This is a genomic window from Paenibacillus sp. PSB04, from assembly GCF_025809195.1.
GTDB lineage: Bacteria > Bacillota > Bacilli > Paenibacillales > Paenibacillaceae > Paenibacillus_AQ > Paenibacillus_AQ favisporus.
The window spans coordinates 5,861,592-5,880,860 of record NZ_CP081301.1 but is presented as its reverse complement, the minus strand read 5'-3'; the positions used below and the strand labels follow the sequence as shown (position 1 = coordinate 5,880,860).

Here is a 19,269-nt window from a genome sequence, read left to right as displayed (position 1 = left end):
GACGTGCCTAAACAACGTCTCCAGGGTATGTGGGGCAGAAGCTGATTCTGTCCTTTGGGATAGCCCGGAGTTGCTAATATTCTTATCGGAGGACCGAGGCAAATACCGGTGCAAATACGGGGCATATCCGGTATACTGCTTGTTATGAAGGAGGATGAAACCGATGGGCTACACAGATGAGGTGTCGAAGGAACTGTACAGTTACCTTCCCCCTCTCACCAAGAAAGACGACTTCGACGAGTTTTGGGAGACGACCATCAGACAGGCCAAGGAGGTTCCACTGGACCCGGAGCGTACGCTGATCGAATACCCGGCGCGGCATGTGAAGGTATACGACATTTCGTATTGCGGAATGGATGAGACGAGAATTTACGGCTGGCTGATCGTTCCCGCTTTTGAGAACAAAGAGAAATATCCCTGCCTGATCCATTACCATGGTTTTACCGGCAGCAGGGGCAAGCCTTCCGAGCTGATGCACTGGGTGATGATGGGGATGGCCGTATTGTCGGTAGACTGCCGTGACCAAGGCGGACGGACCGGCAACAACGCTTCATACTCGCACGGGTATGTGGCGAACGTGGCCAGCAAAGGCGTACATAACAAATGGGAATATTATTACCGGTATGCATACATGGATGCGCTGAAGGCGATCGATTTTGCCTGCACTCAAGCGGATATCGACGCTTCAAAAATCGTGATCGAGGGCGGCAGCCAAGGCGGTGCGCTCGGGACGGCGGTATCCGCCCTGGACGACCGTCCTGTGCTGGCGATGGTTGATGTGCCGAGCAACAGCAATCTCGTCTGCCGGATCGAAGGCAACCACGGGGCTTTCGCTGCGGTAGCCGAGTACTTAAACCGCCATCCGGAGCAGACGGATCATGTAATGGACAACCTGAGCTATTTTGACACGATGAATATGGCCGATCGTATCTCGTGCCGGGTACTGGCCAGCGTCGGACTCAAGGACGAAACCTGTCCGCCCCAGATGTATTTCGCGACCTATAACCGGATCCAAAGCGACAAGGACATCGTCATCTATCCTTTCAACGGACATGAAGGCGGCGGGGCAGGCCAGACCGAGGTTAAGCTGCGGTATTTGCGGGAGCATTACCCGGAGTGGTTCACGGCATAGCATAATTTCGGATTGACCAGGAACGTATGTTCCGGTATGATGATTTCAAGACAGCATGCGGAATGAACACAGAGCCAATGAATTCCATTCTGGAAGGGGAAAGCAAAAATGAGCAGCGGTACCGCATTATTGGTCATTGACGTGCAGGAAGGCATGTTCGTACCGGAATATCCCGTTTTCGACGGCGAAGCTTTGTTGGACAAGATCCAGGGTCTTGTCACGGACGCGCGCTCAAGCGGTGTACCTGTCGTGTACATTCAGCATAACGAAGAACCGGGCGAGCAGCTGGAGCCGAACAGCTTTGCATGGCAGATCCAGTCCCGGATCGCACCTGCCGAAGGGGAGATCGTCGTACAGAAATTTACGCCCGACGGGTTTCACGAGACGGACCTGCAGGAGAAGCTGAATTCGCTTGGCGTGCAGAGGCTGATCGTGTCCGGAATTCAAACCGACTTGTGCGTTGAAGCTACCAGCAAGCGCGCTGGACAGCTGGGCTACGAAGTAGTAGTCGTTGAAGACGCCCACACGACGTATGACCAAGGCGGCATGACCGCACGGGAGATTATCGAGGAATACAACGGGATGTTCCGTGATTTTGCGAAGGTTCAGCCAGCGGCTGCCATTGCGTTCTAAGGAAGTCCGGATCCCGGTTGCCCGGTTGGAATGAAACAGTCAGCACTCATGAAATTTAGGGAATGGTTGGGAATAGAGTCCATGTTGATGGTAACGGGGCTCTTTTTTCTGTTGCGGCGCATGAATAATGGGGAAGGGAAGCCTCCCAGCTTTCCTGATCGGATGCCGTGGATCACGGCTTTTATAGTTAAAAACTATTATATCTATACGATTTATATATTAGAACTATAACAGTTCTTTGTGTAAGCTTAATCAGAACCTAATCATCCGGTTAAAAGGAGGCTGCAGCAAATGAATAATGAGCCGATGACCCGGCGTACCGAATTATCCGGCAAACTGACGGATGTTCTTCAGGCCAGAACGCTGGCATTATCGCATCCCACCCTGCAAGGAATGTTAACGAAGGGCATGTCGGTCCTGGATGTTGGATGCGGCACGGGAGCCATTACCCGCGGCATCGCGGAAGCCGTAGGTCCGGAAGGCAGCGTAGTCGGGGTGGATCAAAACCCCCGTTTGATTAAGCAGGCGCAGCAAACGCATGGAAAAGTTCCCGGGCTATCGTTTACGGAAGGCGATATCTATTCGCTTGAGGAAGCAATGGAGGGTTGTCCTAGGTTTGATATCGTAACCTGCTCAAGACTCATGGTCTGGCTCCCCGATCCATTGACGGCGCTCAAGGCTATGGTAAAAGCGATAAAGCCTGGCGGGAAGATCGTCATTGCCGACTATAATCACGAAAAAATCGCTTGGTCGCCGCAGCCGCCTGCCAGCATGCTCGTGTTCTATTCCGCGTATCTGAACTGGCGGGAGGATGCCGGCCTGAACAACCGGATTGCGGACGATCTCCCGGATTTATTGCGGCAGGCAGGACTTGCACAGATCAAGGCCACGCCCTGCCATGAAGAGGTGCGGCGGGATGATCCCGATTATGCTGCGCGGTCAGGCCTGTGGGCGGATACCGCTTCCAGCCGGGGGCCGCAAATGGAGCGGGATGGATTCATAACACGCGGGGAATATGAACGGGCGGAGCGGGAGTACCGCCAATGGATTCAGTCCGAGGCTGAATCCATAACGATGTACATGCTTACCGTCGTTGGCGTCAAGCCTTAGGATCCGATACGGCTATGCCTGCGGCAAAGAAAGGACCCCGGAACGTGAGCAGGGACAGAATGCGTGCCATCTCTGCCGGCGTTTCCTGTCTTCCGCTCATCAGCCACTGCTGGATAATGCCGAGATGGGCGGAAGATACATATGACAGGAAGTATTCGGCGGGGACCTGCAGGTTCTCTTTGCGGATCAGCGGCGATAAATTTTTTTCCAGCAGATTTTTCCGGAACATCGCTTTCAACTGCGATTGGAAAGACACGTCTCCCTTTGGCCCCAATATGGCTTTAAGAAAAGCCGCATGCTCCTCGATATATTCGAACACGGTAACGATCAGGGAGACCGAAATGCCGGTTTCCCGATACGTTTCCAGATCCTCTGACGTCGCCTTCGTAATGATCGCGATGATCCCCTCAATCACTTCGGCTTCGCTCTGCTCGAGCAGGTCGAATTTGTCACGGTAATGCAAATAAAACGTTCCCCGGTTAATATTCGCCCGAGTCGTAATATCTTTGACAGATACGGCTTCAAAGCCCTTCTCCTCAATCAGCTCCGTCAGCGCATCGCGGATGACCAGCCGCGTTCGCACGATCCGGCGGTCTGTGTTTCCGTCCATGTGATCACTCCTTGAATCCGAGGTAGACACTTTTAAAGAATGTGTCGAGTAATGCGCACATTCCGGATTATTGTTTATTGAACCGTCTATGCGCTCTTATTATAATGAGTTTGCCCGAGATAATCAACGCGATGTTCATTATCTTGAACAAACTATAAAGGCATAGGAGTGATGAGTGAAATGACTTTGATGAAGCAAAAGCTGGTGTGGGTGCTGCCGCTGATCGTAGCCGCCGTTATATTTGTGTTTAGTTTGGCGATGATTCCGACCATAAATCCGACCCCGGTCCGCCTGCCGATCGCATTGGTCAGCGAGGATCAAGGCGTGACGCTGCCGAACGGAACCGCGACGAATATGGGAGAAACGCTGACCGGTATGATTAAACAGCAGACTTCATCCACGGCTTCAGCAGATGGACCGGCGATTGAATGGGTTCATGTAAACACGGAAAAGGAAGCGATGTCCGGTTTGGATGAACAGAAATATTATGCCGCGCTGGTAGTTCCGGCCGATTTCAGCCAGAATCAAGCGACGCTGCTCACGGATAAACCGGTTCAGCCTCAGCTGCGCATTTACGTGAACCAAGGCATGAGCGCTTCAGCTTCCACCATGGCCGGTCAGGTGCTCAACCAAATCGTCGACACGATGAATGCGAAGATCCGCGCTGACCTGCTGGCTGCAGCCGGTAAGCTGAGCGGCAAGGTTACGGTGCAGCAGGCATCTGTGCTGGCGGCGCCTATTGCGAAGGACGTAAAAAATGTCCATGAGACAGGCACCCATACGGCGAACGGCAACGCGCCGGTGTCGTTATTCCAGCCGATCTGGATGGGCAGCATCTTGGGCGGGGTTATGTTCTATCTCGTCATCAGCAAGCTGAACTTCGCCTACCGCCGATCTCTGCTCGCTGCCCGAGTAGTCCAGACCGTCGCGGGAGCTGTTCTGGCACTTATTGCCGGGTTCGGCCTGACCTGGTTTGCCGGGAGCTGGGGACTCCATATTCCGGACGGAACGGCTACTGCGATATTTTTGTCACTATGCTACTTTGCCTTTTTCCTGATGATCTCCGCCGTGCTGTCCTGGGCAGGGCTCAAGTCGATGGTGCTGTTTGTCCTGCTGCTCTTCTTCGGGGCTCCCCTGCTGAGCCTTCCTTCCGAGATGATGGGATCGTTCTACCGCGACTACGTGTTCCCTTGGCTGCCGATGCGGTTTATGGTGGAAGGGCTGCGTGAGATGTTCTTCTTCGGCCGGGGCCTGGATTGGAATCATTCGACTGCCGTGTTAACCGGCATTGCCGCGGTTAGTCTGGTTGTTCTGCTTGGCTCGGCTCTGAAGGCTCGGCAAAACCAGCAAACAGCAAGAGGTACCGTCGAGACGCAGACTGTGGAGGCGTAAAGAAGGCGGCCCATGCCAAAATCGCGCTCATCCTGGTAAATAGTTTTGCGCTGAAGAAGTACCGTAAATTATAATGAGGCGTAGAGAACTGCTAACCGTTTGAAGAACGGCGGCGAACAGGTGCAGGAGGAAAACGCATTGAAGCTCGAACGCATCATATCGATGATTTACATGTTGCTGAATCACGAAATTATTACCGCGTCGGCGCTGGCCGAGAAGTACAACGTTTCGCAGCGGACCATATACCGGGATATCGATGTCATCTGCGCGGCTGGCATTCCAGTGGTGTCCTACCAAGGGGTCAAAGGCGGTTTCGGCATTATCAAGGATTATAAAATGGAAAAAAGCCTGCTCGGTTCGTATGACGTCGGGTCGCTCGTGACGCTGCTCTCCAGCATGTCGACCGTGTTCGAGGACGAAAAGGCGGCCGAAACGATTCAAAAGCTGAAGACCATCCAGCACGAAAAGGATTCGCCGGTGTTGTCGATGAATCTAGCGAGCCGGCAGCTGTATAATGACGCTCTGCGGCTGCTGCGGGCGGCGATCACGGAATGCTGTGTCGTGCGCTTCAAATATATCAACGCCAGAAACGAGAAGACCGAGCGAATCGTGGAGCCGGTGCGGCTGATTTACGAATACGACGTCTGGTACCTGTTCGCCTACTGCCGGGACCGCCAGGATTACCGGAAATTCCGGCTGTCCCGGATGGCCGACCTGCAGGCGATGGGCGAGCATTTTACGAAGCATAAGCATGCGGCTCCCGAAGAAGTGACGTTTAAGCAGCTGCACAACCAAGGAAACCCGGTGCATGCGGTGATTCATTTTTCCGCCGACTGCCTGGCGAGAGCGATGGACTATTTCTATGGAGCGGAGAAAACATATCTCGACGACGGCTCGTTCCTGCTTAGCATTACCCTGGAGCATATGGAGCGAACGCAGTGGCTCATCCCGATGCTGCTCAGCTTCGGCGACGGTGCCGAGGTGAAGGAGCCCCCGGAGCTTCGGGAGGCTGTCCACGCCAAATTAAAAAAAATGATTCGGAAATACTCAGAAGTATGACATACAGTTGTCATACTTTTTTGTTTACACTCAGAATCAGTTACAGAGAAATCAGAAATTTAAAGGAGTGTTTGAGAACGTGAAACCTGCACAAAAAAGCAGTCTTCCGGTCGTCATCGCCGGCCTGCTGCTGGGCATCCTGATGGCCTCGATGGATAACACCATCGTCGCCACGGCCATGGGAAATATCGTGGGTGAGCTCGGCGGCATGGATAAGTTTGTATGGGTCACCTCGGCCTACATGGTGGCGGAAATGGCCGGGATGCCGATCTTCGGAAAGCTGTCGGATATGTACGGCCGTAAAAAGTTTTTTGTCTTCGGGATTATTCTGTTCATGCTGGGGTCTGCGCTGTGCGGCACGGCGACCACGATCACGGAACTGGCCTTGTACCGGGCGGTTCAGGGTATTGGCGGCGGAGCGCTGGTCCCGATCGCGTTTACGATCATGTTCGATGCCGTCCCGCTGGAGAAGCGCGGCAGCCTCGGCGGTTTGTTCGGCGCCGTGTTCGGCATGTCCAGCATTTTCGGACCGCTTCTCGGGGCGTACATAACGGATCATATCGCCTGGGAGTGGATTTTCTACATCAACCTGCCGCTGGGCGTCATCGCCTTCATCATGGTGGCGTTTTTCTACAAGGAGTCGCATGAGCATTCCAAGCAGCCGATCGACTGGTTCGGCGCCTTTACGCTGCTGGGAGCGGTCATCTGCCTCATGTTCGCCCTGGAGCTGGGCGGCAAGGAAATCGCCTGGGATTCCTGGGAGATCCTCTCCTTGTTCGGAGGATTTGCGGTGCTGCTGATCGCCTTCCTGTATGCCGAGACCAAAGCGAAAGAACCGGTTATTTCGTTCGGATTGTTTAAAAACCGGCTGTACGCCACCAGCGTCCTGGTCGGCCTGTTCAGCGGCGCGGCGTTTATCGCGGCTTCGGTGTACATTCCGATCTTTATCCAGGGTGTGCTGGGCGGTTCGGCTACCAATTCAGGGCTGGTGCTGCTGCCGATGATGGTCGGCTCGGTCGTCACGGCGACGCTGGGCGGCAGTCTGATGAACAAAATGCCGTACCGGAACATTTTGATTCCGACACTGCTGTTATTCCTGGTCGGCACGGCCTTGGTCGCCACCTTATCGGTGAACTCGACCCGGCTGATCGTGACGATCTATATGATTCTGATCGGGCTTGGAATCGGCGCGTCGTTTTCGGTGCTCGGAAACGCAGCCATTCATGGCCTGGACTATCGCCAAAGGGGAACGGCCAGCTCGACGCTGAACTTCCTGCGCTCGCTCGGCATGACGATCGGGATCACAACCTTCGGATTGATTCAGAGCCATTCGTTTACACATGAAATGACGAAAAGGTTCGGCTCTGCGGGGGCTGGCGCAGCAAACGCGGGAGGAGCAGCGGCAATGCCGGCGGGGCTCGATATCAAGGATCCGCATGCGCTGCTGGCTCCGGAGACACGCTCGCTGATTCCGCCTGAAGTGCTGCATAACATTTCCGAGATGCTCGCCTCTTCGATCGTCCAGACGTTCGCATGGGCCTGCGTACCAGCGATTCTGGCCCTGCTTGCGGCACTGTTTATGGGCAGCAAGAAGCTGGATCATACGGCGGAGGTTGCTCCTGCAGGCGGCGAAGGGAAGGAATATTCTCCGGTTCACTAAGCAATTTTGAGCTAAGCTCACCGCGGCTGCAATCTGGAGGCATCATGGATGCCCTGGACTGCAGCCTTTTTTGGCAGTGCAGAATGGTTAGGTGTTTACCAATCCCTAATTGACGCAGCTGCTGTACCTCCATACAATGAAGCTGAGATCTTACCTCGGAAGGGAAACGAAGAGCATGTTTAAAATCAGCGCTTTTGCCAAAATGAGCGGGATATCGATCAAAACGCTGCGTTATTACGATGAGCTGGGGATTCTGAAACCGTCTGCTGTGGATGAGAGTTCCGGCTATCGGTATTATTCCGCCGATCATCTGCTGACGGTGGAACGCATCCGCGCTTATAAAGAGCTTGGGCTGACACTGGAGCAGATCGCTCCGTTGCTTCAAGAGGAGGGAACGCCCGGTACGGCTGCGGATACGCTCGCCATGAAGCGGGCTGATCTGGAGACCGCCATCGAGGAAGCACAGCGTCAGCTAAAAGAAATCGACCGGAGAATGCAGCGGCTGGAACAAGTCGGGGCGGCTGCGGTGGATGGACCCGAAGCCGTAACGCTCCGTGAGCTGCAGCCGCAATGGGCCGCCTCGGTCAGGGATACGATCCGGCGGCAGGATCTCTGCCTGCTGGTCAATGAGGTCAGGGACTACGTCATGACTGGCGGCTGTGGAACACCGGACGGGCCGCTGATTCTTCTCTGGCATGACGCGGGCGGGGAAGGCGAAAGGGAAGTCATTGACATCGAGGTGGCATTTCCGCTGGAGGAACCAACCCCGGAGCGCGGGCGCGTCCGCATCGTAGAACTGCCCGGCTTTGAAACCGCCGCATCCCTGATTCATGACTGCAACCCCTATGCCGCCCACTGTCCTGCAGCAGTGCACGTCATGGCATGGGCCGCATCGCAGGGATATGAACCGTTACCCGGTGAGCCGGTCCGTGAAGTCTATATTGCCGCCGAACGAGACATGTACGGAAAATTCCGCAGGTCCGAAGTCTTCCTCCCGCTGCGCGGTACTCTTTAGCTCTTGATTCATTATTTTTAGAAAAAGCTCACTCCAGGTGTTGACTCTCCCCTTAAGGGGAGGGTGTACAGTGGGTTTACAAACCACAGAAGAGAAGAAGGAGTGAGCAGGGATGAAAAGATTGGAAGGAAAAACAGCTCTCGTGACCGGAGGCAGCCGGGGAATAGGAAGGGGCATTGCACTGCGTCTTGCCTCTGAAGGTGCGCTTGTTGCGGTCCACTACGGCAGCCGCAGGGATGCAGCGGACGAGGTCGTACAGATGATTGAGGAACAGGGAGGCCGGGCGTTTGCCATCGGTGCCGATCTTCAGGATATCCAAGGTGTCCATCGTCTGCTTGAATCACTGGATGCCGAACTGACCCGGCGGACAGGCAGCCGCCAGTATGACATTCTAGTGAACAATGCCGGTATCGGAACATCGAAAACGATGGAAGAAACAACGGAGGCAGACTTTGACGAGGTGTTTGCCGTGAATGTGAAAGCGCCGTTCTTTCTCGTGCAGCAGTCGATGGATCGGCTGCGGGACGGAGGACGGATTATCAATATTTCTTCAGGTGTGACCCGAATCGCATTTCCGCATATCATGTCCTACAACATGACCAAGGGGGCGGTGAATACCTTTACGCTGCACCTTGCGAAGCTGCTGGGTCCGCGCAGCATTACTGTCAATGCCGTGCTTCCCGGCATTATCGACACCGATGTGAACGCGTCTTGGCTGAACACGCCGGAAGCCCGTCAGGGAGCGGCGGAAATGTCCGCTCTTGGACGAATCGGGGAGGCCGCGGACGTCGCGGATGCCGTCGCTTTCCTGGCTTCGCCGGACGGCCGCTGGGTGACGGGGCAAATGCTCGATGCGACCGGAGGTTCGCATTTATAAGTGAACTGCGGTCATCGTTTCCGTTCGGACCATGGTTGCCATAAACAACCCAGAACATCAAAAAAACAAGCGGCTGGATTTTAGCCGCTTGTTTCTTTTTCCAAACGAATACCATCTTTCTTGTTCACCAGATATTCATACTTGAAGCGCAAAAGTTCAACTGCGTTGGTCATGTCCCTTTCAGACTTCAAATGAATAGATACCCAACCCGAATGAGGGAACATATGATGCGGGTTGGCAAGACCGGTGGCTACCACGTCATCCCGTTTCGATTTGGGCAAGAGCAGATCAACCAGATGGTCCCCATGTAAATGACCAATTTCTTTTCCCCCATAAAGAAACTCAATTCCGCCGAATCGGTGGGGGCTAACCGTTACACCTGTCCATGACAGCAATACATCCGATAGGACTTCCCTTCGAGAAATGGTCATCTGATCAAGTTCTCCTCTCCACAAGCAGATTTGGTCCAAGCTCTATTTCAGCCTTTTCAACCAAGAGGCAAGGGCCTCCCCAACCATATCGGGGGCATCTTCCATCGGGTAATGAAGCCCTGGCACCGTCACTTCGGTCTGCTCGGGCCAACTGCGGCAAAAATCCAATTGGGATTGCGAAGTCCTTCCTGGTTCGGCATGGATGAATAATTTGGGGACGGGGCTGTGTGCCAGCCAGTGGCCATAAGCCGCGACAATTTCATTCACCTCCGTCGTTGACCCGTCGTCAAAAGGTAGCTGCCTGGCCCAGGAGAGCATCGGACGACGACCTTCCCCTGGTTCGACAAAGGGGCGGTGATACTGCTCCAGCTCTTCCTTCGTTAACTGACGAATGACATTAACGGGAAGATTGACATTCAGGAATGAGTTTTGTTCCAGTATCATCTGTTCACCTTCTTCAGACCGCAGCGCTTGAAATATTTTGCGCCCTTGTTCCGGCATTTCGCTCCAGCTGCTGGATTTGATAATCGCTTCCATATACACGATACCGTCCACAGCGCCAGGATGCCGCCGCGCCCAATCAAATCCCAAAGCGGAGCCCCAGTCGTGTACGACGAAGGTGATCTTCTCATGAATCCCAAGTTTGTTAAGAAGCTCGTCGAGGTATTCCCGGTGCTGAGCGAAGGTGTAGGCGCCCGGACCGCTAACCGGCAGTTTATCGGAATCTCCCATCCCGACTAAATCGGGGGCAATGCAGCGCCCGGCGTTTTGTGCGTAAGGAATAATGTTGCGCCATAGATAAGAGGAGGAGGGGTTCCCATGCAGGAAAACGATCGGATCACCACTGCCGACCTCTACATAAGCCATCTCTAAATCATAAACCCGTTGACGCTTTTTTTCGTAAGGAAATGTTCCGCTAACCATACGTATCTCACCCTTCTGCTCACACCGCTGCTGTTGGGCATCGAGTGTGTATTTTGATTTTGTTTAGTTGACTTGTAAACTTAGTCTACGAAAATGATAACGCAATTAAGTTGAGTAGTCAACTAAAAATCGCCTACATTTTTCTTTGCCTCCCATTCATTTATCCAGCCCAAGGAAAAAAAGCAATCCACCCACGAAATTCCTGTGGATGGATTGCTTTGATTACATATGCGTTTCACCGCAATTACAGCAGCCACGCGCCCAACAGGCCGCTGATCAGTCCGGTCACGATGACCGCGCCGAACACGAACAGCAGCACTTTCCGCGGGAACGACTTGGCTACGATCAGCATGGACGGCAGGCTGACTGCCGGGAGCGTCACGAGGAGAGCAGCGGCTGGGCCCGAACCGACGCCCAGGGACAGAAAGGACTGGATGATCGGAATTTCGGCAGCCGTCGGAATGACGAACAGCGTTCCGACGACGGCGAACAGGATAATAGCAGCGATCCCGCCACCTACCCATACCGGGAACAGGGTGGACTGGAAAGCACCCAGCAGCAGGACGGCAATCAGGTATGCCGGAACGACGCTGAGAATCATCAAGCCGAGGCTCTTGGCCCAGCGGACCAGGAAAGGTCCGCGGTCCGTTTCCTTGATGGCCGCTGCTTCTTCCAGCGGTTCTGGCACTTCGGAGGAACCGGCAAAGCGGTTCGCGAAGTAGCTCACGCCGAACGTCAGGGCCAGTCCCAGAACAATGCGCAGCAATGTGAATTTCCAGGACAGCACGAAAGCCATGAAGATAAGCGTTGCCGGATTCAGCAGCGGGTTGCCGAGCCAGAAAGCGAGCGCCGCCCCGACGGACACGTTGCGCTTGCGCAGGCCGCTCGCAATCGGGGCGGCACAGCAGGTGCACATCATGCCGGGCAGGGAGGCGACCCCGCCGATCAGGGTGCTCTTAAACGTCGTTTTGCCAAGCAGTTTATACAGCCACTGGACGGGCAGCAGCACCTGGACCAGCGAACCAAGCAGAATGCCGAGAACGGCCGCTTTCCACACCGACTTGAAGTACGTCTCCGCATAGGAAACCGCCGAGTGCCAGGAAGGCGCCGATCCGCCCGCTCCTAGAATGGACGATCCGATGCTGTGCTCGGCTGCGGCTTTAAATGCTTTTTGATAGTACGGCCACCATTTGACATAAGACAAGCCGATGGCGGCAATGAGAATAAACAGAACCACGAGCCAAATCGTTTTTCTGTGATTCTGACGATGAATATTTGGACTAGCGGGTGACATGGCGATCTATCCTCCAAGCGTATTTAAAATGTGAGATGAAGCAATTCCTGCATATCAACCTAAGTTGCAAGCAATCCATTATATCATAAAACAGGACAAAACGGGGTAAAGGTCCGTGGTTTGGCAGGCCGGAGGACACATTTATCATCCCGAAGGGGAGCCAAGGAGGATGTGGACTGTTTTTGCTGAATTATTGTTCCAGGAGAAAAAACGAGAATTTTATCGAAAAAAGTAAGTTTTTTGAGTATGCTGATGGCATGTTTATCGGCGACATTGGACTAACGGGGGTAGAGCATGAAGCTGCAATCTGCGGGAAAAGCATCGCGATGGTACGTGTATCAGAAAATCGTCATCGTTTTTATTTTATTTTTGCTTCCACTCATTTCGATGAATATCTGGCTTAACTATAAGGGGATGTCCATCACCAAGGATGCGATTTTGAACTCATCTTTGGCAGGTGCGTCCTTCTACAGCAAGCAGCTCGATAAAGAAATGTACTTTATCCGAAACCTGCAGCTTCAGCTGTTAAATGACAAAGATCTGCAGAAGCTCAGCTTCCGGGGCAGCATGCTGGAAAATTATGAAGAGGTGGAGCTGATCGATCAGGTCCGGGACCGGCTTGCGACACTGACCGTTTCCAGCGAATATGTAGTGAATGCGGGCGTGTACGTCGAAGCCATCGGCAAAACGATTTCCACGGACTCGGGTGTGACCAATACGCCCAATGAGGAGCTGAAGCTGATCTCGTCGCTCATGGCCGTTACGCCCAAACCATCGTTCTATAGGAGCGGAAGCCGGATTTTTTTCATCGAAACGGAAAATAACGGCGCGGTCTGGTCTTATATCGAGATTTCCAGACCCAAGCTGCTGGAGGCTTTGAAGGAAATCGCCAATTTGTATCCGCAATCCGAAGTGCTGCTCGGGGATAAAGAGGCGGGAACCGTTCTGACGACAGCGCAGGAGCAGGGGGAGTCTGCTGCGGTTTTGGGGCTTTTTGATGATGAAAGCCTGCATAATTCGAGTATGCCTGAGATGCGGAAGATGCACGGCGTGAACTATTTTATTACACCAAATGACGTCAGTTCGCTGCATTTATCGCTTATCATGTATGTGAATCAAAATGAGATCACGCGCCCGTTGAGCCAATTTATTACATGGTTCTACACCCTGTTTATCATCGCGATCATCGTGATGATCCTGTACTCTTTTTCCGTCAATCTAATGATCCACAGGCCCTTATCCAAACTGGTCAAGGCGTTTCATATGATCGAGACCGACAATTTGAACATTATGATCGAATCCAAAACGAAGGATGAGTTCCATTACGTCTTCAACAGCTTTAACAATATGGCACGCAAGCTCAAAAATTCGATCCAGGATAACTATGAGCAAAAAATAGCGCTGCAGCGCTCCCAGCTGAAGCAGCTTCAATCCCAGATCAATCCGCATTTTCTGTACAACAGCTTTTTTAATATTTACATGATGTGTAAAGTAGGCGATTCGGACAGCGCTGCTGAGCTCTCCCAGCGTCTCGGCAGCTATTACCAGTACATTACGAGAAGCGGTGCGGACGAGGTGCCTTTTGATAAAGAGTACCGTCATGCGCTCGATTATTGCGATATTCAGTGCATCCGTTTTTCCAATCGGGTACATTTCGAATACGAGGAGCAGACGGAAGTCCCCGCTACAATCACAGTGCCGCGGCTGATCATTCAGCCGATCGTGGAAAATGTGTTTGAGCACGCCTTTGAAGACGGCATGATGGAGGGAAAGGTCTACATCCGGACGGAATACCGGGAAGGGAAACTGTGCGTGACGGTCGAAGATAACGGGAATTTGGCTACCGATGCCATGATCGAACAGTTGAACACCAAGCTCGCCAGGGATTCAAAATCGATCGAGAACACGGGTTTGATCAACGTCAATAATCGCCTCAAGCTCAAGTACGGGCCGGAGAGCGGCTTAACGGCGTCCAGAAGCATGCATGGCGGCTTAAAAATCAACCTGACCATTATACCAGAGACATAAAAGGAGGCAGCATCATGTACCGATTGTTGATCGTGGATGACGAGCCGGTTATCGTAAACGGGCTAATTCAGCTTTTTCAGGAAAATACGGAATTCGAACTCGATGTATGTAAAGCCTATTCAGCCGCGCAGGCGCTGAGCATCGCCAAGAAGATGAAGCTCGACATTTTGGTCAGCGATATCCGGATGCCCCAAAAAACCGGACTGCAGCTGGTCGACGAAATTGCCTATTATTGGCCGCACTGCAGAATCATTTTTCTGACCGGTTACAGCGAATTCGATTACGTGCAGGCTGCGCTGCGGAAGAGTGCGGACAATTACATATTAAAAACCGAGGGTATCGACCCGATTTTTCGGGCCGTTGGGGAAGCCTGCCATAAGCTTGACGAGGAGAACAGCCGCAGAATCCGGGAAGAAAAGGCCAGCATGCATTTTCAAATCGCCGCTCCCGTCTTGAAAAATGAACGCATCAGAAGGATGCTGAAGGGGGAACCTGCAGCTTCGCTTCTGGCCGATCCCCGGTACGAGGAGCTGGATTTCCGGCTGAATGCGGAAGAACCGGCATTTGTAGTCATCGGCAGGATCGACAACCCGGAGGATTTGAAACCGCAGGAAGCGCTGGAATCCGTGCAAAGGGCGTTTCATAATAACCTGCCTGACTCGATCACCTGTGAGTCCTCCATATCGGATGAACATATCGTTGTGTGGCTGCTTCAGCCGCAGGCGGAACTGCTCGGCCGTTTCCTTCACCCTGATCCGGAGGCACCGGCTTGGAAAGGATTCATGGCGTATATGAAGGGGATCCTGGAACTGGTGCAAAATGAATGCGAAAGCCTGCTTGGCGTATCCGTGTCATTCGGCGTTTCCGGCGATTTGAGCAAGGGCTGGGAGACGATCCGCGACCAATACAGCGCGCTGCTCGGTGCACTGGAGTCCCGAGTCTCTTTTGGCCACAAGATGATCGTGATTGATATTGAGCAGGCCCATCAAGAATTTTCGCCGGAATCCGGGCAAATGAAGCAGGAAGACATGAAATCCTGGGTGATCAACCAGATTCAGAGCTTCATCCAGCACCATCTGTCCGGTGATGTGTCCCTGACCGCGATTGCGGAGCATGTCCATTTCAATCCGTCTTACTTGTCGCGTTACTACAAACAGATGACCGGACAAAATTTGCAGGATTATATCCAGTCGAAAAAGCTGGAATGCGCGCTTCACCTGATGCAGCACACCAATCTTAAGTTGATCGAAATCGCCGCCCGGGTCGGCTTCGATTCGCATTCCTATTTCACGACCTTTTTCAAGAAAAAGATGGGGGTTTCTCCCCAGGAATACCGGAACTCCAAATAAGTAAAAAAAGTGAAAGCAAAGTAAAAAACTCAAAATTGATAGCGCTTTCCTTCGGAATCTATAATGATGACGTGAAGCGATAACAAGATGACAGCATACAAAGGGGGAAGGCCATCAATATGAAATTACACAAGCCATGGAAATTGCTTTTGCTCGCCACAATTTCTCTTTCGTTATTCACGGCATGCTCGAGCCAGGGGAACGATTCGTCGGCAACCTCAGCCGCAGATCCTGCATCCAAGGAAGAAACCAAGAGCACAGACGCACCGCCCGAGCCGCTTGGCAAATACCCTGAAACGGTAACCGTAACGGAGGTGCTCGGTTATAACCCGCCAGAGGACCCGCGGACGCCGAAAGGCATTACGCCTGACCAAAATGCTTACCTCAAAGACCTGAAAGACATGTTAAACATCGAGGTCAAGTACAAATGGACCGTTCCATCCAGCCAATTCGAGCAAAAATTCTCGCTCGCGATGGCATCGGCCGACCTGCCGGACATTATGGAGCTGGACCAGAAAAACTTCGAAAAGCTGAAGAAGCAGGGCATGCTCGCTGATTTGACCGCAGCTTACAACGATTACGCTTCACCGGAATTGAAGAAATACATGGAGTCCGACGGCGGCTTTGCGATGAAGACGTTCTCCGAAGACGGTAAGCTGCTCGGTATCCCTGCATTCGAGGACCCGTTCCTGTCGACGCAGCTGCTATGGCTTCGTAAAGACTGGCTCGACAACCTGAAACTGCAGCCGCCTGCGACGATGGATGATCTGGATAAGGTCGCGAAGGCATTTGTTGAGAACGACCCGGACCAAAACGGACAAAACGATACGTACGGCGTATCGCTGCAAAAAAATCTGTTCTTCTGGGCTTATGATCTGCGAGGCTTCTTTAACGGCTTCGGGGCGTATCCGTCGATTGGCGACAATCAATCCGCCTGGATCAAGGACAGCAGCGGCAAGCTGATTCCCGGCTTGATTCAACCGGAAGTGAAGAATGCGCTTGGCAAGCTGCAATCCTGGTACAAAGAAGGCATTTTGGACAAAGAGTTCGCTTTGAAGGACGAAAACAAGGCTGTCGAAGACATTACGGCAGGCAAAGTCGGCATCGTCTACGGGGAATGGTGGTATCCGAACTATCCGCTGAACCTGAACGTGGACAAGGATCCGAAGGCAGAGTGGATCGCCATTCAAATTCCGGGTCTGGACGGTCCGGGCAAATCGCTGGTGCCTAAAATCCGGAGCGGAAAAGTGTATGCCGTCAACAAGAAAATGAAAAATCCGGAAGCTGCCATCAAAATGATCAACTTCTACATCGAAAAAGGCAAAAAGAAATACATGGAACAAAACAAAGCGGAAAACGGATACGTCTATAACTGGTTTAATCCGCGGATTTATAACCCGGCCCAGATCGATACGATCTACACGGAAGTCAACAAGGCACTCGATGCGAAGCAGACCGAAATTACGCTGGATGACGAGAACTACAAAAATGTGGCCGATGTGTTCAAAGCAGCTCAGGATTACCTTGCAGGCAACACGGCTAACGCTTCCAAAGGCGTAAACTGGGGCCAATACTTCAGCCGCGCGGCGAAAGACGGCGGTTGGGGGATGACACGGAAGATCAAGGAAAGCGGAGCTTTCGTGAACAACGAGTTCTTCGGATTGCCGACAGAAACGCAGGTCGAAAAGGGCGCCCAGCTCGATAAGCTGATGCAGGAAGCGTTTACGAAGATCATTTTGGGCGGATCCCTGGACGATTTCGACAAGTTCGTTCAGAGCTGGAAATCCCTTGGCGGCGATCAAATTACCAAAGAGGTTAACGACTGGTACAGTCAGCAGGCTGCGAAATAATTCGATTCGCGATTGCCGCTAGCAATCCTGAAATGAAGTGAAACGGGAGGAGGAGCCTGCTTTAGTCCTGGCGATTCCTCCTGTTTACGATTGAACGGGGAGGTCCATCTGTGAGAACGCTGAAAAAGGAATATATCCTTCATCTCATGCTGCTGCCCGGCGTTATCGTGACGCTGATTTATGCCTACGGCCCCATGGCCGGTCTCGTCATGGCTTTCCAGCAGTTTGAGCCACTGTCCGGCTTTTTTCATTCGAAGTTCGTTGGTTTTGACAATTTCAAATATGTATTTGCGATGCCTGATTTCAAGCAAGTGCTGTGGAATACGATCGTGATCGCGGTTATTAAAATGGTGTTGTTCCTGTTAGTTCCGCTAATTCTGGCATTGCTGCTGAATGAAGTCACCAAGCGGTGGTTTTCCCGCTTTATCCAATCGGCCGTATTTCTGCCCTTTTTTCTATCATGGACCGTTCTAGGCGGTGTCATTATCGAGCTGTTTTCCCTGAGTGGACCCGTTAACGGACTGCTGACGGGAATGGGGCTGAAGCCGATCATGTTCATGCTGGATAACGAGTGGTTCCGCGGCATCGTGATCGGGTCCGACGTCTGGAAAGGGATGGGCTATAACATGATCGTTATGCTCGCCGCCATCACCGGAATCAATGCCACGCTGTACGAAGCGGCCGAGGTTGACGGCGCGGGAAGATGGAAGCAGATGATTCACATTACGCTGCCGGGCATGGCACCGATATTGATATTACTCGGAGTGCTCAGCCTTGGCGGGATTTTGAATGCCGGATTTGAACAAATCCTGATCATGTATAACCCGACCGTGTATGAGGGAGCGGATATCATCGATACGTTCGTATACCGGCTTGGTATGTTCAGTCAGCAATTCGGACCTGCCGCCGCCGTCGGACTGTTTAAATCCGCGATATCTTTGGTTTTGGTGTCGCTAACCTATTACGCGGCTTACAAATACAACAATTATCGCATTTTTTAAGCTGGAGGCAGAGAGATGCACAAACCAACTTTGAGCAGAAAAATGTTCGTCATTTTCAATTCGGCGCTGCTGACGGCGATTACGCTTCTTGGCATTATTCCGTTTGTCCACCTTCTGTCCGTGTCCCTCAGTTCGAATACGGCGGCAATGGCCGGCGAGGTCAAACTGTGGCCGGTCGGCTTCAACTTTGACGCATACCGGTACCTTGGGCAAAAGGTAGAGTTTTTCCGTTCGTTTGGGGTTTCGATTGAACGGGTAGCACTTGGCACGGCGGTTAACATGTTCCTTTGCTTTATTTCGGCTTATCCGCTATCCAAGTCGGTCGACCAGTTTAAGTATCGGACGGTCTATGTCTGGTTCTTTGCGATTACGATGTTTTTCGGCGGAGGTCTCATTCCTACGTATATCATCGTGAAAAATACAGGTTTGATCGATTCCATCTGGGCGTTGATTTTGCCGGGCGCGCTGAATGTATGGAACATGGTGCTGATGCTGAATTTCTTCCGCACCATTCCGCGGGAGCTGGACGAGGCCGCCACGATCGACGGCGCGGGACACTGGAGAATTTTATGGCGGATCTATTTGCCGGTCTCTTTACCTTCGATCGCGACCATCGGCCTGTTTACGATCGTAGGGCACTGGAACTCCTGGTTCGACGGCATCTTATACTTGAATTCACCGGAGAAATATCCGCTGCAGACCTATTTGTCCACACTCATTATGTCGATCAACTCCCAAATGACGTCCGTTTCCATTGAACAAATCAAAGCGATGGAAAATTTGAGCGAGAAAACGCTGCAGACGGCACAGATATTTATGGGGGCGCTGCCGATCATGGTCGTATATCCGTTCCTGCAAAAATACTTCGTCAAAGGGATGACGGTCGGAAGCGTCAAGGAATAAC

The 19,269-nt window shown here is 52.6% G+C and carries 17 protein-coding genes; 13 read left to right on the top strand and 4 right to left on the bottom strand.

The window, feature by feature from the left end; all coding sequences use genetic code 11:
- Positions 1-163: 163 nt before the first annotated feature.
- From K2F33_RS27015 to K2F33_RS27005, 3 genes are all read left to right on the top strand, one after another.
- Positions 164-1,132, top strand: a complete 969-nt coding sequence (locus K2F33_RS27015; RefSeq protein WP_263879941.1) for an acetylxylan esterase — start codon at positions 164-166, stop codon at positions 1,130-1,132.
- A 108-nt stretch (positions 1,133-1,240) separates the two neighbouring features.
- On the top strand, positions 1,241-1,765 hold the full coding sequence (locus tag K2F33_RS27010) for a cysteine hydrolase family protein (RefSeq protein WP_263879939.1): 525 nt from the start codon (positions 1,241-1,243) through the stop codon (positions 1,763-1,765).
- A gap of 291 nt (positions 1,766-2,056) precedes the next feature.
- Entirely contained in the window at positions 2,057-2,875 is an 819-nt protein-coding gene (locus tag K2F33_RS27005; RefSeq protein WP_263879937.1) for a methyltransferase domain-containing protein, read from the top strand.
- Here K2F33_RS27005 and K2F33_RS27000 read toward each other — a convergent pair.
- The gene (locus tag K2F33_RS27000) at positions 2,865-3,485 is read right to left on the bottom strand and encodes a TetR/AcrR family transcriptional regulator (RefSeq protein WP_076167339.1); all 621 of its coding nucleotides are present in this window, start codon (positions 3,483-3,485) and stop codon (positions 2,865-2,867) included. The genes K2F33_RS27005 and K2F33_RS27000 overlap by 11 nt on opposite strands.
- Before the next feature lie 186 nt (positions 3,486-3,671).
- On the opposite strand from K2F33_RS27000, the gene K2F33_RS26995 reads away from it, so the two are divergent.
- The 5 genes from K2F33_RS26995 (at position 3,672) to K2F33_RS26975 (ending at position 9,488) form a co-directional block, all read left to right on the top strand.
- Positions 3,672-4,877, top strand: a complete 1,206-nt coding sequence (locus tag K2F33_RS26995; protein WP_116231729.1) for a YhgE/Pip domain-containing protein — start codon at positions 3,672-3,674, stop codon at positions 4,875-4,877.
- A gap of 138 nt (positions 4,878-5,015) precedes the next feature.
- Positions 5,016-5,936 carry a helix-turn-helix transcriptional regulator gene (locus K2F33_RS26990; RefSeq protein WP_116231728.1) on the top strand — a complete coding sequence of 307 codons (921 nt, stop codon included), beginning with the start codon at positions 5,016-5,018 and terminating at the stop codon, positions 5,934-5,936.
- A gap of 142 nt (positions 5,937-6,078) precedes the next feature.
- Positions 6,079-7,596, top strand: coding sequence for an MDR family MFS transporter (locus K2F33_RS26985; protein WP_244169231.1), 1,518 nt, complete (start codon positions 6,079-6,081; stop codon positions 7,594-7,596).
- A gap of 175 nt (positions 7,597-7,771) precedes the next feature.
- On the top strand, positions 7,772-8,611 hold the full coding sequence (locus tag K2F33_RS26980; RefSeq protein ID WP_263879932.1) for a MerR family transcriptional regulator: 840 nt from the start codon (positions 7,772-7,774) through the stop codon (positions 8,609-8,611).
- Positions 8,612-8,723: 112 nt separating this feature from the next.
- Entirely contained in the window at positions 8,724-9,488 is a 765-nt protein-coding gene (locus tag K2F33_RS26975; RefSeq protein ID WP_076167334.1) for a glucose 1-dehydrogenase, read from the top strand.
- Positions 9,489-9,568: 80 nt separating this feature from the next.
- Here the strand turns inward: K2F33_RS26975 and K2F33_RS26970 are convergent, their stop codons facing one another.
- The 3 genes from K2F33_RS26970 to K2F33_RS26960 all read right to left on the bottom strand — a co-directional run bounded on the left by K2F33_RS26970 (position 9,569) and on the right by K2F33_RS26960 (position 12,137).
- Complete coding sequence (locus K2F33_RS26970) at positions 9,569-9,919, bottom strand: luciferase domain-containing protein (protein ID WP_412973948.1); 351 nt, start codon at positions 9,917-9,919, stop codon at positions 9,569-9,571.
- 42 nt (positions 9,920-9,961) lie between these two features.
- Complete coding sequence (locus K2F33_RS26965; RefSeq protein WP_145134462.1) at positions 9,962-10,843, bottom strand: haloalkane dehalogenase; 882 nt, start codon at positions 10,841-10,843, stop codon at positions 9,962-9,964.
- A 244-nt stretch (positions 10,844-11,087) separates the two neighbouring features.
- On the bottom strand, positions 11,088-12,137 hold the full coding sequence (locus tag K2F33_RS26960; RefSeq protein WP_152403551.1) for a permease: 1,050 nt from the start codon (positions 12,135-12,137) through the stop codon (positions 11,088-11,090).
- 294 nt (positions 12,138-12,431) lie between these two features.
- Between K2F33_RS26960 and K2F33_RS26955 the strand changes: the two genes are divergently transcribed.
- The 5 genes from K2F33_RS26955 to K2F33_RS26935 all read left to right on the top strand — a co-directional run bounded on the left by K2F33_RS26955 (position 12,432) and on the right by K2F33_RS26935 (position 19,268).
- Entirely contained in the window at positions 12,432-14,165 is a 1,734-nt protein-coding gene (locus K2F33_RS26955; RefSeq protein WP_263879926.1) for a histidine kinase, read from the top strand.
- Positions 14,166-14,179: 14 nt separating this feature from the next.
- The gene (locus tag K2F33_RS26950; protein ID WP_263879924.1) at positions 14,180-15,514 is read left to right on the top strand and encodes a response regulator transcription factor; all 1,335 of its coding nucleotides are present in this window, start codon (positions 14,180-14,182) and stop codon (positions 15,512-15,514) included.
- A gap of 119 nt (positions 15,515-15,633) precedes the next feature.
- Complete coding sequence (locus K2F33_RS26945; RefSeq protein ID WP_263879922.1) at positions 15,634-17,364, top strand: extracellular solute-binding protein; 1,731 nt, start codon at positions 15,634-15,636, stop codon at positions 17,362-17,364.
- Positions 17,365-17,474: 110 nt separating this feature from the next.
- Complete coding sequence (locus K2F33_RS26940) at positions 17,475-18,365, top strand: ABC transporter permease (RefSeq protein ID WP_084203737.1); 891 nt, start codon at positions 17,475-17,477, stop codon at positions 18,363-18,365.
- Positions 18,366-18,380: 15 nt separating this feature from the next.
- Positions 18,381-19,268: a carbohydrate ABC transporter permease gene (locus K2F33_RS26935; protein ID WP_263879919.1), complete on the top strand. Its 888-nt coding sequence runs from the start codon at positions 18,381-18,383 to the stop codon at positions 19,266-19,268.
- The last annotated feature ends 1 nt before the right edge of the window (position 19,269 follow it).

Coding starts and splice junctions, on each gene's coding strand:
- K2F33_RS26980 (WP_263879932.1), top strand. CDS start 7,772: ATGTTTAAAATCAGCGCTTTTGCCAAAATGAGCGGGATATCGATCAAA.
- K2F33_RS26960 (WP_152403551.1), bottom strand. CDS start 12,137: ATGTCACCCGCTAGTCCAAATATTCATCGTCAGAATCACAGAAAAACG.
- K2F33_RS27005 (WP_263879937.1), top strand. CDS start 2,057: ATGAATAATGAGCCGATGACCCGGCGTACCGAATTATCCGGCAAACTG.
- K2F33_RS26985 (WP_244169231.1), top strand. CDS start 6,079: ATGGCCTCGATGGATAACACCATCGTCGCCACGGCCATGGGAAATATC.
- K2F33_RS26950 (WP_263879924.1), top strand. CDS start 14,180: ATGTACCGATTGTTGATCGTGGATGACGAGCCGGTTATCGTAAACGGG.
- K2F33_RS27015 (WP_263879941.1), top strand. CDS start 164: ATGGGCTACACAGATGAGGTGTCGAAGGAACTGTACAGTTACCTTCCC.
- K2F33_RS27000 (WP_076167339.1), bottom strand. CDS start 3,485: ATGGACGGAAACACAGACCGCCGGATCGTGCGAACGCGGCTGGTCATC.
- K2F33_RS26935 (WP_263879919.1), top strand. CDS start 18,381: ATGCACAAACCAACTTTGAGCAGAAAAATGTTCGTCATTTTCAATTCG.
- K2F33_RS27010 (WP_263879939.1), top strand. CDS start 1,241: ATGAGCAGCGGTACCGCATTATTGGTCATTGACGTGCAGGAAGGCATG.
- K2F33_RS26965 (WP_145134462.1), bottom strand. CDS start 10,843: ATGGTTAGCGGAACATTTCCTTACGAAAAAAAGCGTCAACGGGTTTAT.
- K2F33_RS26955 (WP_263879926.1), top strand. CDS start 12,432: ATGAAGCTGCAATCTGCGGGAAAAGCATCGCGATGGTACGTGTATCAG.
- K2F33_RS26945 (WP_263879922.1), top strand. CDS start 15,634: ATGAAATTACACAAGCCATGGAAATTGCTTTTGCTCGCCACAATTTCT.
- K2F33_RS26970 (WP_412973948.1), bottom strand. CDS start 9,919: ATGACCATTTCTCGAAGGGAAGTCCTATCGGATGTATTGCTGTCATGG.
- K2F33_RS26975 (WP_076167334.1), top strand. CDS start 8,724: ATGAAAAGATTGGAAGGAAAAACAGCTCTCGTGACCGGAGGCAGCCGG.